The organism is Aureimonas ureilytica DSM 18598 = NBRC 106430 (assembly GCF_000382705.1).
GTDB lineage: Bacteria > Pseudomonadota > Alphaproteobacteria > Rhizobiales > Rhizobiaceae > Aureimonas > Aureimonas ureilytica.
Map to the genome: position 1 here is coordinate 684,387 of NZ_ARQE01000001.1, position 15,649 is coordinate 700,035.

At 67.3% G+C, this 15,649-nt stretch carries 10 protein-coding genes; 8 read left to right on the forward strand and 2 right to left on the reverse strand.

Features of this window, described 5'->3' with window-relative positions; all coding sequences use genetic code 11:
• Nucleotides 1–2 precede the first annotated feature (2 nt).
• The 5 genes from B146_RS0103265 to B146_RS27530 all read left to right on the forward strand — a co-directional run bounded on the left by B146_RS0103265 (nucleotide 3) and on the right by B146_RS27530 (nucleotide 7,249).
• Nucleotides 3–1,952 (forward strand): phospholipase D-like domain-containing protein, encoded by a 1,950-nt coding sequence (locus tag B146_RS0103265; RefSeq protein ID WP_019994986.1) that lies wholly within the window; start codon nucleotides 3–5, stop codon nucleotides 1,950–1,952.
• Nucleotides 1,953–1,962: 10 nt separating this feature from the next.
• The gene (locus B146_RS24900; RefSeq protein ID WP_155897332.1) at nucleotides 1,963–4,581 is read left to right on the forward strand and encodes a helicase-related protein; all 2,619 of its coding nucleotides are present in this window, start codon (nucleotides 1,963–1,965) and stop codon (nucleotides 4,579–4,581) included.
• Between the two features lie 303 nt (nucleotides 4,582–4,884).
• Nucleotides 4,885–5,331: a hypothetical protein gene (locus B146_RS0103275; protein ID WP_155897333.1), complete on the forward strand. Its 447-nt coding sequence runs from the start codon at nucleotides 4,885–4,887 to the stop codon at nucleotides 5,329–5,331.
• Nucleotides 5,332–5,421: 90 nt separating this feature from the next.
• Nucleotides 5,422–6,321, forward strand: a complete 900-nt coding sequence (locus B146_RS0103280; protein WP_019994989.1) for a S1 family peptidase — start codon at nucleotides 5,422–5,424, stop codon at nucleotides 6,319–6,321.
• Between the two features lie 16 nt (nucleotides 6,322–6,337).
• A complete protein-coding gene (locus B146_RS27530; protein WP_019994990.1) occupies nucleotides 6,338–7,249 on the forward strand; it encodes a M12 family metallopeptidase in 912 nt (303 codons plus the stop codon).
• A 135-nt stretch (nucleotides 7,250–7,384) separates the two neighbouring features.
• Here the strand turns inward: B146_RS27530 and B146_RS27535 are convergent, their stop codons facing one another.
• The gene (locus B146_RS27535) at nucleotides 7,385–9,640 is read right to left on the reverse strand and encodes an AAA family ATPase (protein ID WP_019994991.1); all 2,256 of its coding nucleotides are present in this window, start codon (nucleotides 9,638–9,640) and stop codon (nucleotides 7,385–7,387) included.
• A 202-nt stretch (nucleotides 9,641–9,842) separates the two neighbouring features.
• On the reverse strand, nucleotides 9,843–11,111 hold the full coding sequence (locus B146_RS0103295; RefSeq protein WP_019994992.1) for a primase-helicase family protein: 1,269 nt from the start codon (nucleotides 11,109–11,111) through the stop codon (nucleotides 9,843–9,845).
• A 436-nt stretch (nucleotides 11,112–11,547) separates the two neighbouring features.
• Here B146_RS0103295 and B146_RS0103300 point away from each other — a divergent pair, with 436 nt between their 5' ends.
• The 3 genes from B146_RS0103300 (at nucleotide 11,548) to B146_RS0103315 (ending at nucleotide 15,622) form a co-directional block, all read left to right on the forward strand.
• Nucleotides 11,548–12,204 (forward strand): hypothetical protein, encoded by a 657-nt coding sequence (locus B146_RS0103300; RefSeq protein WP_019994993.1) that lies wholly within the window; start codon nucleotides 11,548–11,550, stop codon nucleotides 12,202–12,204.
• A gap of 547 nt (nucleotides 12,205–12,751) precedes the next feature.
• On the forward strand, nucleotides 12,752–14,062 hold the full coding sequence (locus B146_RS24915; RefSeq protein ID WP_155897334.1) for a PGN_0703 family putative restriction endonuclease: 1,311 nt from the start codon (nucleotides 12,752–12,754) through the stop codon (nucleotides 14,060–14,062).
• Nucleotides 14,063–14,731: 669 nt separating this feature from the next.
• The gene (locus B146_RS0103315; protein WP_019994996.1) at nucleotides 14,732–15,622 is read left to right on the forward strand and encodes an ArdC family protein; all 891 of its coding nucleotides are present in this window, start codon (nucleotides 14,732–14,734) and stop codon (nucleotides 15,620–15,622) included.
• Nucleotides 15,623–15,649 lie beyond the last annotated feature (27 nt).

Genomic DNA, 15,649 nt, shown 5'->3' on the forward strand with positions numbered 1-15,649 from the left:
GGATGGAGAAGCGCCAAGCCTTCGGATCTGATCAGCCGCCCTCCCTCCTGCACCTGTTCGAACCGCCGGAGGGCCATGTCGGCAGCTTCGGCTGGCTCTGCGGCTACTCGGCCGACGCCTATTTCATGAACGCGGCGGCCGAACTCTTCACCCGCCGCACACAGCGCCGCCGTGGTGCGGACGGGGAGATCGCGCTCGGCCTGATCCTGGATCCCGGCACACCTCGGGTCTCGCTCGTGGACGCGCCAGGCGTCCTACACTTGCCATTGCCGCCGACCAGTGCCCTCCGGCTCATGCATGCTAAGGTCGCGCTGCTCGGCTTCCGCGCGTTGTCGAGCGACGCTTGGCGGCTGCGACTCGTCGTCTCGACAGGGAACTGGACGCGCGAAACACTGGAGGACAGCCTCGACCTCGCTTGGCGGATCGAGGTGGGCTCCGGGGAGATCCGCGACGGCGACGTAGGCCAACGCCTGACCGACTTCGCGGCGGCCGCGGACTTCCTCTCCGCGCTGCGTGGACGGGTCGATGCCGCCCCCTTGCAGGCGGGCTCGCGCCTGACGCGCGAGGCAGTGGCCTTGTTCGATCGATGGAGTGGGGAAGCGGCACAGAACGCACCGGAGGGCGAGCGCCCCCGCTTCGTCGACAGCCGGACGCAGGCCCTCCTGCCGCAGATCATTGATCGGATCGCCCCTGGCCGGCGCAACTATCTCGCCATGGGTTCGGGATTCTATGAGGGTGGCCCGGGTAGCGCGGTGCCACAGGTACCCGCGAGGATCGTCGAGGCCCTGCGCGGGGCCAACCTCCTTGCGCCGCAGGCGGAAATCGCTCTTTTCGCCAACCCTCTTGGCTGCCAAGCGGTCGCGGGCGCCATGCCGGCGATAGCGGCTGCCGGATGGGACGTATTTCGACCGGGAAATGGACCGTTCCAGCATCCTCGAACGCTCCACGCCAAGTTCCTGTTCGGGGCCCAAGCCGATGGGCGCTCGTCGCGCTGCCTGCGGGCTTGGCTCTATCTTGGATCGGGCAACCTCACACACCCTGGCCTGCTGCACGCAGGTTCGGCTGGCGGCAACTTTGAGGCCGGCGTCGTCCTGGCTCCGGAAGGGCTCGATTGGGAACCGAACGGCTCCGGCGTTTCGGTGAAAAGCGCACTGCCAATCGGCTGGGACGCGGCGGACCGACTGAACGAAAGCGAGGTAGAACCGGGCGGCGAGATGCCGGAGCGCGACGAGGCCTTCCGCGTCGCGCCGGTCTCGCACCTCGTCTGGACGCCCGTGCCCGACGGCACCGGCCGGCTCAGCACGCCGGGCGAAGCGGACGCCGCCTTCGACATCCTTGGCGCGTCCGGCGAGCCCTGTGAGCGGGAGGCACTGTCCTTTGTCTGGCCGGGCCCATGCCCGCCGGAGGCGACGGTCATCTGGGATGTGGGCGGGCATCGCCATGCCGAGCGGGTACCGGTGGTCGATGGCCACGGGCGCATCGGCGCTACGGCGCTCTCGCCGCTCGGCTTCGACGAGGCTTGGTCGCTGCTGGCCGACTTTCCCAACCCGCCCGCCGAGGACGCGGTCGAGGGCGGACAGGAGAACGGCGACGATGATCGGGAGGCAGGCGACGCGGGCCGGGGCGGTACTGCTCCGAACGGCGACTATCCAATTCGCCGCGTCATGGGGCTGATCGAGCGGATCGCCGCGCGCCAGACGGAGCTGCATCCGGCGGACTGGACGGCTTGGTGCGTGCGGCTTGGCCAGACGCTCGAACTCGTCGGCGCGGAGAACGAAGTCGAGGCCTTCCGCGCGCTTGGCCTCGATCCGTTCAGCGCCTTGAGGGCAGAGCCCTTCCGGCCGGACTTCGCGAGAGACGCGTCAAGCCTGGAGGGCCGGTTCTACGAGGACACGCTCGCGCGCGTCGCGAACGCTTGGCGGGTCGCCGGGCTCGAACCATTCGAGGCATGAGATGAGCTTCATGGACTGGCAGCGCGTCGGCGACATCCTCCAGGCCGCCGCGACGGAGGCGGGCCCCTACCTGAACGAGGGCCAGCGGGCTAGCTTGCGCGTCCTGGCGGAGCGCCTACCGCAGCACGGCATGGTGATCGCCGACGAGGTCGGCATGGGCAAGACACGCATCGCCGTGGCGCTCGCCCGCGCGGTGGTGGAAGCGGGCGGCCGCGTCGCCATCCTGGTCCCGCCAACGCTTGGCTTCCAATGGCAGGAGGAGTTGCGCTTGGGCGGCGTGCCGGACGTGCCAGACGTGGTGCGGAGCCTCGGCGGCTTTCTCTCGGCTTGGTCCGTCGAGGGCCGGCCAGGAAAGCCATGGTTCGACCGGAGCGTGCTCCTGGTCTCGCACGGCTTCGTCACTTGGCGCATGGGTGCGACGACGCCGCGTCGGCGCTTCGAGATCCTACCACTCCTTGCCGGCCTTGCACAGCAGGCGAGGGACGGCCGGCCTCCCCGCGGCTTCAAGACGAAAGAGCAGGAGGCCGACCTGCGAGCCTGGACCGCCGCCCGCTCGATCGCGCAGCACTGCGAGCGCTCGACCGACGCCGCAACACGCCGGTGCTTCGAGACGCTCGGCAGCGAGACCGACTGGCGGGACGCCAACCAGGGCACGAGCTACGAGCGGGACGGCGCCTCGCGCCGCCTGCTCCAGACGGCGGTCGGCCTCGGGCTCGGCGCCTTCGACCTCGTCGTCATCGACGAGGCGCACAAGAGCCGCGGCGAGGGCACAGGCCTCGGCAGGCTGCTCGGCCAGACCCTCCTGACGACCGAGGCGGCAAGGCGCCTCTGCCTCACGGCGACGCCCGTGGAGCTGGCCGCGAGCGACTGGGACCAGGCGCTTTACCGCATCGGGATCGGCGTGGAGGATCGCATGCGCGTGCGCGCCGCAGTGGAGCGCTACGACACGGCGGCGCGGCGGGTGCGCCTCGGCTGGCGTGGCAGTGAGACGACACGGGAGAGCTACATCGAGGCGGCGCGGGATTTCGAAGCGGCGCTGCAGCCCTACGTCCTGCGCCGCGGCAAGGGCGGCGACCCCGCCGTCGCCCTGTTCCGCGAGGCCTCGTTCGCGGCGGGCGGCGATCCCGACGCCTATCGCTGGCAGCACGACATCGCGGTGGACCCGACCCGTCTCGAACTCGGCTGGCGCAGAGCGGTCTGCGCGGCCGAGTCGCTTTCTTTCGTCGCCCGCGGGCATGACGATCCAGCCTCCAAGCGCCTGCGGCTCACCTTTGGCAACGGCCACGGGATCGCGACGCAGCTCGACGCCTCGGCCGAGACGGCGGAGGACAAAGCGCTGCAGCCGGGCGATCCGGTCCCCGAGGACGCGCCCGAGCCGGCTGAGGATGCGCTCTCACCGGCGGACCGCAAGCGCCTTGCGCGCGCCGCTTGGTGGCAGAGTGTGATCGACAAGACGGCACGCGCCGAGGACGCCCTCTACGAGCATCCGGCGATCCTCGCCGCGGTCGGGGCGATCGAAGCCTATGACGCCGCAGACGAGAAGGTTCTCGTCTTCGGCCGCTTCACCGGGCCGATGCGTGCTCTCACGGACCTCCTGAACGCCCGCGCCATGCTGCGCGCGCTCGATTCTGGAACGCTCTGGCCGCAGCGCAAGATCGAAGAGGGCAAGCACCACGCGGCCGCGGCCGCACACAGGCAGCTGAAGCGCGCCAGCTTCTTCGATGAGGCGCAGATCGACGGTCTTCTCGCTGGGCAGTACGAGGAGATCGAGCGGCGGCGCGAAGCTTTGCGGAGCGCCCTTTTCGACCTCATCCTGCGTGGCCTGCCGGAAGCTGAGCATGACGCCCGGCTTCTCGCCGAAGCGGCGAAGACCGGACGCGACGAGGATCGCGCCCTCCTCGCCGCGGCCGTCGACCAGCTAGTCCGCCACGGCCAGCGGGCAGGTCCCGAAGCGGCGGCATCGGTGCCCGGCCCCTTGGACCTTGAGCCTGAACCCGTCGCGGAAGCTTTCCTTCAGCTTGTCTCCGCACTGCGAGAGCGCGGTGAGGGCGACGCAGACGGGGACGGCGCGCTCGACCCGGTCGAGGCGGGTGCGCTCTGGCGGACCCTCGCGGGGCGTCTGGGGGACGAGTACAAGTTCGAGCGAGGCCGCTACGCCCGCCTGATGAACGGCGCGACGCCGCTGCCCACGCGCCGCACGCTCCAGCTCGCCTTCAACCGCCGAGAAAGCAATCCGCGTGTCCTCGTCGCGCAGTCCGTCGTGGGGCGGGAGGGCCTGAACCTCCACCAAGCCTGCCGAGTCGTGATCCTCCTCCATCCAGAATGGAATCCTGGCGTCGTCGAGCAGCAGGTGGGCCGCGTCGACCGCGTCGGCAGCCATTGGGCGCGCGAACTCGTAGCCGCCCACCGGTCGGGCGCGCGGGTCCTTCCGCGGATCGAGGTTCGCCCAGTCATCTTCGAGGGCACCTACGACGCTCATCACTGGCGAGTGCTGCACGATCGATGGGACGACCTGCGCGCGCAGCTGCATGGCATCGTCGTGCCCCATCGTCTGCGTCCGGGATGTACCGAGGAGGAGCGCGATGCCATCCACCGCCTAGATGCGGCCGCTCCGAAATTCGAGCCATAAGACAATGGGAGGCTTATGCTGACCAGCAAGCGCAATCTCTGACGGTAGAAGGGGATAACTACCGCAGCGTTCCACGAGATGCTTCAGTAGAGCATACTTCCATCTTTATGCACGATTGAGAGAAGCGCGCCTCCTTGACCCCCAAGCAACTGCGTGTTGAAAGATCTTATCAATAGAAGTTGGCGTACCCAGCGCGCCGGTCGAAGCGGCCTCGCGAAAGTTGGGTCCGATGGCGCATTGACACGCTCAGATATTTACTTTGTAATGCTAGTTAACGCCGCCGAAATGACGTAGGGGGGCGCCTTGAAAACCAGGCTGCGCATGTTGTTGCTCGCCCTTCTGGCGCTGTTCGTCGCGCCTGCGGGGGCTCAAGACGCGAATTTCGCCATCGACGTCACCATCAACAATTTCGCCACGTCGACGGCTGGAGACGGCCCGCCGTCGATCTCCAGGACCGACGAGTTTGCGGCCGCGGTCGCCGAGGCGAGCGGCGCAGAAGAGAGCGAATGCACGAGCTACGGGCGGCAGAGCGCGGCGCGCTCCTTCGCGCAAGGCAAGCGCCTTCCCTCCGGCCCGAACTCGGTGAAGCTGCTGTTCTCCGCGGACGGCTATGCGCAGGGTGGACACTACCGCACCTGCGGGGGATGCGTGGCCCGCAAGTGCGTGGTGGTCGAAGGGCACGATACGTCGGGCGCAACGCAGGCGAAGTCGACGGCGCTCGTGACCGTGAAGCCGTCCGAGAGCCTTTAGAGCCTTCAGAGCCTGATCCGTATCAGGCGGACCGGAACGGCCGAGGGCGTCTCGATCTCCATCCAGTCGTCCGGCGCGACGACCCGCCAGATGACCGCCGAAGAGGAGGTCGTCTATGTCGAGCCGTTCTCGCCGGCCGTGACGATTCTCATCACGGCCGCGCTCAACGGCAGCGATAAGGGGGGCTGCTGCAACACCGCCCAGAGAATCGAGAACTTCATCGACATTTCGGCCGAGAGAGCCCCCGTCCTTTCGTCTGCAGCGGCGATGGCGAAGGGCCTCTCCCCCTTCATGATCAACGGCGAACAGACCCAGGGCTATCGGTCTGTCGGGAGCATCGGCCTTCGAGGTGAGATCCATTGCACAGGAACGCTCGTCGCGCCCAAGACGATCATCACCGCCGCTCACTGCATGTTCGGCCTGAACAGCGAGATCGAGCAGGGCGCTCTCGACTTCAGGATCGGCGACACGTTCCGAAGCGCCACGCTCGTCTTCAAGATCGTGAAGGCGGAGCTGCCCGACAGCCAGGCTGACGGCTTCGTCTTTGATCCCAACAATTATGAGGACGATCTGGCTGTCGCCTATCTCGATGAGGTGCCTCCGGTCGATCCGACGCCGCTCTACGAAGGCTCGCCGCCCTGGAAGGACATCATCGCGTCGGGAAAGAGGGTCCTGATGGTCGGGTTCGGGTTCAACGGCATCACCGAATCGAATGGCCACTTCAGTCTGTTCGCGCCGGGCATCAAGCGCCAAGCGGAGATTCCGATCGATAACGTCACCAACCGGAAGATCTACTTCGGGGCAAACGTGCAGGAAAACACCTGCCGCGGCGACTCCGGCGGTCCGACCCTTCTCGAGGGGACGAGCCCGAGAGGCGCGACCTTGGCGATCGTCGCCGTCACGTCCGGAGGAAGCGGCGTCAACTGCAGCGACGGCATCAATTTGAGACTGGATGCCTATCGCAGCTGGTTGCAGACCCGACTGTTGTAAGCGAGGGAGGTCCCAAATGTGTCAGATGAATCGTCGGTGCCTGCTGGGTCTTGGCGCGCTTTCGCTGGCGGCCAGCTCCACGGGCCGAGTGAAAGCGCAGGACGCGGGCGCGGCCGGCACCGCGGCCGCGCCTCAGACCGCCGAGCCGCAGGCGGCCGAGGTCGAGGACCCCGAAGCCGAGTTCCTTTGCAGTACGATCGAAGGCGTCGATCGGGTCGGCGACATCTCAGGGTTCAGCGCCGCGACGCCCGAGGAGAACGCCCTGCTGGACCGGGCCAGGGATGAGTACAAGTTCACCCCCTTCGGCGTCGCCCTCTTCGGCAACCGCTGGAGAAAGCACGACGGCTTGACACCCAATACAGGAGTCCTGACGCTCGGCGTCCATTTTCTCAACGGCAGCAGCAATCAGCGCCAGTTCTTCAGGTCGACCGTCGTTGATTGGACGACCGGCAGCCTGAAGGACAAGGTGAAGTTCCGCTTCGACGTGCCGGTGCATCTGTCCCAGATCCGCGTGTCCTTCGGGCCCGGTGGCAACTGGTCCTACGTCGGCCGGCAGAACCTGGGGATCAATGCCCTGGAGAAGACCATGAACATCGAAACCCTGAACAAGCGGGTCTGCCTGCACGAATGCGGGCACGCGTTGGGTCTGGGCCACGAGCATCGACATCCCAACGCCCCCATCGTCTGGGACGAGGATGCCGTCATCGCCGACATGGCGGCGCAGGGCTGGTCTCCCGCCAAGACCAAGGTCAACATCCTCGACCGGCTGACGCAGAATTACGCCTGCGCGGGTGATCCGACGTTCAATCCGCGATCCGTGATGCTCTATCCCATCCCTCTGCGCTGGACTAAGAACGGCTTCTCGTCGGGACAGAACAGCGAGTTGTCGGACGGCGACCGACGCTGCGTCGAGGGGCTGTATCTCTGAGGTGCCGTCTGGGCGCGGCCTCTCACGAGGTCGGCGCCTCGGAGGCCAGGAAGGCGGAGGATCACCGTTGCGATTAGGGCTCTTGATCATCGTAGATGGTTCTCGGATAGGCTTCCTTGATCGATCTTGGCTCCATCAGGCTGAGCACTTGGAGAACGCCGGCTGCGTTGAAGGCACCGCGATGTAATTGGGGCGCGCTTCCGCCCACCAGCCGGACCAGCTGCGGCTGCGCCGGCGCGGATCAAGCGGTCGCTGGCTCTCCATGAGTTCCGCCCGACGCTGCACGCGATAGGCAGCCTCGAGCGGATCAGGTTCGTGAAAGCTCAAGCTGTCGAGAATGTCGGCCGCGTTGAAGGCCCGCAACCGGCAGCGGTGCTGATGCTCGTCGCGCTCCCAGCCCCGGTCGATGAAGGACCAGGCGCGATCCGCAAAGGCGGACAAGGGCGCCAGCCGCTCGGCCACGGCCACGCTCCAGGCTGCCGGGCCGATCTCGGGCGAAACGACGATGCGCTCGGCCTCGCCGATGTCGCCGGCAGGGCGACGCTGCCCCCTCATCGTACCGAGAAGATCGGCAAGGCAACGATATCCCGCCCTTGCCGGGTCCGGGCCGTCCAGAGCGAGGATGCGCGGGTTCAGCCCCCGGCACAGCCAGCGAACATGGCCCCAATGCTCGTTCGTCTCGGCTTGCACGTCCCGCGGCGCGCGCGCGTCGAAGAACAGGCTGCGCGCCGGTGTCTCGAAGCGCGGCAGGAACTCGAACAGAAGCCACTCCTTGAGGTGATCGCGCAGGGCGATCGGCACGTGGGCGGCGATGTTGGTGACGAGCCCGTCCGCTGCGCCGAAGCCGCGCTCCAGAACCGCGATCGACAGACAGCGGCCGTCGAGGCGACCGGCGGTCCAATGCTCCAGACGCTCGCGCAGCTCCGACAGGAGGTGGGCGCGAAACGCCGCGGCGCTACCCGGGTCGAACTGCCGAAAGCCGTCATGGGCCACGCTAAGGCGGGCGTTAAAGGCGAGCCCATGCTCCTGCATCAGAAACGACGCCGCCTCGAACACGGCCTGCGCCATGGCGACCGAAAGATATTGGCCGCTCGCGTCCTCATGCCTTGCAGGATCGCTTTCGGCCTGAAGCTCGAGATCGAGAACATCGTCGCGCGTCACGCCGTCGATGATGACCGGCGTGACCTGGGGAACGATGAAGGCCGGACGCGAAGGGTCGCCGAGGTGGGGCGTGGGCTCGGCACGGGCGATCGGGCCGGGCGCAGGCTCGGCAGAGCGGACGGGAGGCGGGGCGTTGACCATCTGCGTGAGGCGCAGGGCGGCGTTGCGCAAGCCCAGCTCGCTGCCGCTTCTCCAGTTCATGCACAGGTCGGTCATCTCCTGCCACACCGCCACCGGATGAAGCGCATGGCGGGCCGCTCGGTCGCGGATCGCGTCGGCGAGGCGGCGCCACGCGGTCGCCTCGATCGTCACGAAGGCGGGATCGGCCAGCCTTTCGAGCGGCGGATCGGCGAATTCCAGATCGTGGATCTGGAGAAGAGCGGCCAGAAGGGCATCGAACTTCGTTTCTGCACCGACGGGCCACAGGTGTAGGAACGCCTCCTGCTGGCGTAGATCGCCGACGAAGACGGCGTCGAGAAAACCCACCACGATCGGCCCGTGCGCCACGCCGAGAACGGACAGGGTGACGTCGAGGCTGATCGTGGGATCGAACTCGCCGACCTGCTCGAGGTTCTTCACGAGGTCGCGAAGCTGGCCTTTCGAGACCGCGACGATGGTGGCCAGCGCGGCGTCCTCGAAGCCGAAGCCCTCCTTTCGGCAGAGATGGGCAAGGTAGGCCTTGGCCGTCTCGTCGTCGATGAGGTCGAGGTCGAGCACGGTGCAGCGCGATTGGATCGCGCCGCGGATCCTGTGGCGCTCGGTCGTCGCCAGAACGAACACCGTCTGCGTCGGCGGCTCCTCGAGCGTCTTCAGAAGGGCATCGAAAGCCTGGCGCGACAGGCCCTGCGCCTCGTCGATGACGATCACTCGCCAGTCGGCCCGCAGCGGCATGCCCCGGCAGATCTCGACGATTCGGCGGATCGCGTCGATCCCGCCATGGGTACCGCCGTTCAGCTCATAATAGTCCGTGTGCCCGCGATCGAAGGCAATGCAGGTATCGCAGGCGTTGCAGGGGGAGCCCCCGCTGGTCGGCGCCTCGCACTGCAGAGCCTTGGCATAGATCCGCGCAAGTGTGGTCTTGCCGATGCCTGGACACCCGGCAAGCGCCACCGAGCGCGCGGTCTTGTTTCTCCGGATCAGGGACGAGAGGTAGACGACGGCGCTTGCCTGGCCGACGACCTCTTCGAAGCAAGCGGGGCGGTATTTCAGCGTGAGGGCTTCGTTCTGCATGAGTATCGGACCTTCAGGGGGATCGGCGGGGGAGGTTGGCCGACGCGGGCGCGCGACGGGGCGAGTGTGATCAGGCTGAAGTCTTTGAGGGGGCTGATGCCCCTGATGGGTTTGATGCGTTTGATGACCCTTGTGAGACCGGCGTCAGGCGGGCCGGGGATCCTCGCGGTCGAGGGCGCGAAGGAGCTCTTTCTGTCGGGATCTAGTGGTGCGGCGCGGGATCGGTCTTGATGCGCAGTGGGTAGAAGGTGCCCGTGACCCGGTGGACCTTGGCGGTGAAGGGCATCGTGGGATCGGCGGCGTGAAGGGCCATCTCCCCGCCGAACTTCGTTTGGCTGATCGAGGCACCGGTCTGCTCGAGAAACAGGTTCCACAGCGGCGTGGCGCGCACACCCTCCTTCGTCGTGATGCGGGCAACGGCTTCGGACGCGACATCGAGGGCGGCAAGCCAGACCTCGACGCTGGTCTGTGGGCGTTCACGGCGCTGCAGGGCGAACAGGGCTCCAAGCTGCGCCTCGATCGGGCTCGGGGCGAAGGCGTCGACGAAGCGCCACAAGCGCCCGTAGTCGGTGCCCATCACGATCGGCCAGACCAGCGGATCGCCGTTCTTGCCGGCCTCCCCGTTGCGGAAAGGCAGGGTGACGAAGCGCCGGTTGCCCGTATCGTCGGCCACGAGTTCCTCGATGCGGTTGTTGGCTGTGCCGATCAGCGTCGCCCTTTGGCGCAGGGCGTAGCTCATCGAGGATCCGATCTTGCGGCGACGCAGCGACTCTCCCGTGATGACGCTTTTGAGAACCGGCACCAAAGGCGCCGGCACCTTCTCCACGTCGTCGATAAACACGGCCGGGAAGCGGTAAACGTCGCCGCTGCGCGGATCGGCGAAATCCGACAGCAGCACGGGGCTGGTGGCGAGCTCGCGCAACGGCGACAGGAAGCGGCTGACGAAGGTCGTCTTTCCGCTGCCCTGCGCGCGGCTGAACACCACTGGCATGAGGTGGTGCTTCACCGGACGGCCGAGAAGCTTCTGCTTGACCTGCCAGATGAAGTGCTGAAGGCAGGCGGCGGCGACCTCGGGCTGCGCGTCGAAGATCCCTTGCGCAAGGCGCGTCCAATCGGCACCGGCCTCGCTCCTGCCCTCCTGCGACAAGGGCTCCAGGATCGCTTCGGCGATGAGGCGCCGGCGTCGGCCCTGGCTCTGCCGCGTCACCTTGCGCAGGGCGCGCTCCATGTCGCCCTTGGGCATACGGATGCCCTTCCCGCGCAGCTCAAGCAGGATCTCGTCGAGCAACCAGAGATGGTCGACGTCGTCCCGGTCGAGAACGGCGGCGATGTCGGCGGGAGTCAGGGCCATGGTGGTCGCGGCGACGAGGCGCAGCGAGCCGTCGAACAGGATCTCGACACCGCGCTTGGCCAGGAAGTCGTGCACGATCTGAACCGGGTCGAGGACGCTCGCATCCTCGCCCTCTGCCAAATCGGCGTCTTTGGCTGCGGGCTCGGGCGTGTTCCAGTCCTCGAGGTCGACCGCGCCTGCATTGAGAGCGCACGAGCCCGGTTGGCCATCGGCCGCGACGCTTGATCCTTCTTCTGCTTTTGTCGGTTCGGCCGGTTCCGTCGGCGCGGTCGGACAAGGGATCGGATCGAGCGAGGGCAGGGGCCGAGGGGGCTGTTCGGCGGAAGCGGGAGGCGATGCGCTTTCAGGGCGATCGACGTCCCAGTCGCCGGGTGTGGTGTCGGTCATCTCAAGGTCTCTGCGTCCCGAAGACCGCAAGGGCCCGGTTGCCCTTGCGCGTCTGGCCTTTGCCTGGGACCCGTCCTAGCCTCGGGCCGCGGGCGCATCAGGGGGCTGCCGGAATTGTCCGGGACGGGCCCGCGCAACAGGACGGGACTGGAACTAGGAGCTTGCGGGGATGGACGACTATGTCGGCTTCTATTGGACCCTGCCCATCAACTGGGCAGGCTTTCGGCGGCTGCCGCCGGACGCCGAGGCCGCGGCCGCGAGGAGCCGGACGATCCGTTATCAGCTTCACCGCGTGCGCCGCTTCGTAGCCGATACCAGCGGGCGCCTCGTCAAGGAGATCGTCTTCATCGAGGTGAGCCCGGATCGGGGCACGCAGGCGGTGATCGGCGCGCTCGAGGAGGCCAGGGCGCTCTGCGGCGCAAGGCAAGCCAGCCTTGTTTACGTCGACTTCGCCGAAGCCTTCCATTGGCGCCGGCACCCGCATCTCAACGCCTATCTCCAGAAGTACGAGATGGCGCCGGTCGGCTTGTCTCCCGATCCCATCACTATCGACGGGTGTCGCTTCGATCCCGTCGAGCACTTCGAGAAGTCGCGCGAGCGTCACAAGCGCAAGACCCAGGGCTTTCGCCAGGCGGCGTTGGAGGAGCTTCTCGCGCTCGCCGCGCTTCATCGCGGCGCGCCAGGCGATTATCAGGCCATCAGCGAGGCGCTGAACAACAAGGCCGTGCGAACCCCGACGGGCCGCCTTTGGACGCCCGAAACCGTGCGCAAGACGCTGAAGCGTCGGGGCGTGGCCTTCGGCGACGTGGTTCCGGAGCCCGTCTGACGACCGCAACGAGGTCGACGGGCGTTGCGGTTCGTTCGGCGGCGTCCGGCCTTCAAGGCGCGACCGCCCCGATCGTCGGATCGGCTCGGCCTCGCCTCGGTGTCGATCGGCTTGCGGGGCGTGCAGCAGGCGGTTGGTCGGAGATTGGCGAAAACGCTCCCCCTTCTGCCTTTCAAGAGGCTGCAAAACCGCTGGCGAGGGGGCTATAACAAGGCATGGGGGATCTGGATGGAATGCCTGTTTCCCTCTCTCCCTTCCTTTCCCTCTTCTCCCTTCCCCCTTACCTCCGCTTCCCTCTCTCCGGCTCGAGCCGGAGGCCTCTCCCGCCCGATCCGCCAAGCCGCTTCGGACCCTACCCCTTGAGCCCGTCCCTTGAGCCCGTCCCGTCCGTCTTGTCCATCACGATCCAGTCGCGATCCAGCGCGGGTTGCGAGGCAGCGTCGGTCGCGATTCAGGGCCGGTCGCAGTCCAGGGAAAGTTCGCGACGCCATCCGTGAAGACCGTCCCGACCGCACCACCGTCGCGGTTCGATCGAAAGGACGTTCTCATGGCTTCCCCCAACAGGCCGATCCATCCCGCCGCCGCCACCCCCGCCGCTTCGTCGACGCCGCAGGCCACTGGCGCCCTAACCGAGACCGACCGCCCGTCCGATCCGGCACAGGTGCCCTCCGCACCCCCGCCGCCGTCCTCGCCCCCGTCTCCCGCCCCGGCACCACCCGCCCAGCCGCGCGAGCCCTTCTTCATCCTCGGTCCGAGCCGCCCCGCGCCCGCCGACCCTGAGGCCGCTCGCCCCATCGCTGGGCTGCAGACCGCTCCGGACGCGGCTGCCTTCGACCCCATTGCCTTCGGCCCGCAGCCGACGATCCCCCTCCTGCCGGACGCCTTGCTGAAGCGGCATCGGACCTTCGTCCACACCGACACCCGCTTCCGTGCCGCCGCCCGCCTCCTCCAATGCCTTTGGCGCGAGGATCGACAGCTGCCGATCGGCCTTTATCGTGACGGCAACGGCCGGCGCCGCAAGCTCGGATCCCGCCTTACCGCTACCGATGCTCGCCAGGGCGCCAACTTCATCTCACCCGCCATCGCCCGTCTCGTTGAGAAGGAGCTGATCTATCGCGAGATCGGCGCCGTGATCGAGGAGGAGCGCCTTCGTCAAAACCTCCTGTCCTCGCAGCCGTTGTGTTTCAACCTCTTCGGCCCGATGAAGCTCGACCTTGGCCTCGCCACCGCCGTCTGCGAACAGCTTCTGCCCGGCTTCTTCCGCAAGGTGGTGGACGTTCGTTTCGAGCATTCGCCGGCTCGTGGCCATAAGGCCTTCGTTGGGGACGGCACCGCCTTTGATGTCCTCCTGCGCGGCTACACCCCAGCCGGCCGGCGCGCCTTCGTCGGCATCGAGGTGAAGCTGACCGAAGGCTGCCATGAGCCTCTGCCGCGCTTCTCCGGCTGCTACGAGGAGATCGCCCAGTCCTCCAGCCTCTTCGTCGATCCCGGTAATCCGGCCCTGCGCGCCAACCCCGTCCAGCAACTCTTCCGCCAGACCTGCCTCGGCGCGGCCATGCTGCGCAACGAGCTCTACGACGAGGGCCTTCATCTCCTCATCGCCCCGCAGGATAACCACCTCGCTCAGAACGCTGCCGACAGCTTCCGCCGCCAGCTGCGCGAGCCGGACACCGGCCGCCTGCCGTTCCGCGCCATCTCGCTTGAGACCGTCATCGGGGCCATCGCCACCGCCGGTGAGCCCGAGCTCGCCCGGCTGCTTCATCGCCGCTACTGTGACTACGGCCGGATCGAAGCGCTGCTCGAACTCGAGCCGGTCGCGACCATCCCGCAGATGAGCGAGACATCGGCCGCCGCCTGAGGATCAGCCGGGCCGATCCACCTTCATCTCACCACGCGAGTCCCCAGGTAGGATCATCTTCGGTCCTGCTTAGCTCCCACCTGAGCTGCCGCCCGATCCAAGCCTCATGGTCCCGCTTCATGTTCCTGGGGACGACATCATCTGGCTCCCCGGAGGCGCCGCCAGAACGCTCCTCCTGCAGCCCTTCATCGGCCTCTTCGCCTCGCGGCTGAACCTCATCGTGGCGCGCTTTCTCTCGCCGTCTTTCCCATCGAGGCCCCTCATGAGCAGCCATCCGATCGCCTCCTGGAGGTCGCGCCAGCGCGGCCGCAAGCTCGCCCTCTGGGAGGGCCCGGCGGCTTTGGCGCCCGCCTCTTCGCGACGATCGAAAAGCAGGCCAGCGGTCTCTGGTCGGGCTCTTGTGGCCGGGAAGCAGCGACCACCTTCGTCAGCCGCGAGGCGGCAATCCGCAAGTTCAGCCGCCGCGCCGCCGAGGAGTACGGCGTCGAGCTGCGCACCACAACGCGCATCATCTGCCTACTTTCGCCACAGGCAGCCTCCTGCGCCCGCAACGACTGAATTCGTCGAGAAACTGAAAGGGCTGGCCTCTCTTTTTTACCTGCCGCAACTTCTCCGACCGCCCCCTGAAGCTCTCCTCGCCCATCAGCCGCAAGAGGAAAGTTCCAGCCCATGACCACCAGCATCTACAGCCGCGTCACTGATGCCATCCTCGCTCAAATTGATACCGCGGATCCCGCTTCATGGATCTGTCCTTGGCACCGCAGCGCCGGCAGCGGTCTGCCGACCAACGCCCTGACGCAGCGCACCTACCGCGGCATCAACGTCCTCTCGCTCTGGTGCGGCGCCCGCCTCAACGGCTTTGCCACCGACCAGTGGGCAACCTATCGGCAGTGGACCGACTTCGGCGCGCAGGTCCGCCGCGGCGAGACAGGGACGCTCGTCGTCTTCTACAAGGATATCCCCGCCCCATCAGCCACGCGCGCCACATCGTCTGGGGAAGCAGGATGCGACGACGGCCGGCGCTTTGTTGCCAAGGCCTCGACGGTGTTCAACGCCGCGCAGGTCGACAACTGGACCAAACCCGAGGACACTGCACCGTTCGACGCCGTCCCCAACTCGTACCTGGAATTCGATGCCTTCGTCGCCGGCACCGGCGCTACCATCCGGCACGGCGGAGATCAGGCCGCCTATGCGCCGGTGCCGGACGAGATCCGCATGCCGCCGCGTGCCCGCTTTCATTCCACCGAAGGCTACACCGCCACGCTGGCCCATGAACTCATCCACTGGACCGGCGCCAAGCACCGCCTCAACCGCGATCTTTCTACCCGCTTCGGCACCAAAGCCTATGCGGCTGAGGAACTCGTCGCCGAGATCGGTTCTGCCTTCGTCCTCGCCAGCTTGAACCTATCCGCCGAGCCGCATCCGAACCACGCCGCCTACATGGCCGGCTGGCTACCGCTCCTGCGCTCCGATCCGCGCGCGCTCTTCACCACCGCTGCTCGCGCTTCAATCGCCGCCGACTACCTCCGGATCCTGACGCAGCACGATCCCGCACGCTGAGCCGGCAGCTTTGCGCCCATCGCGGTC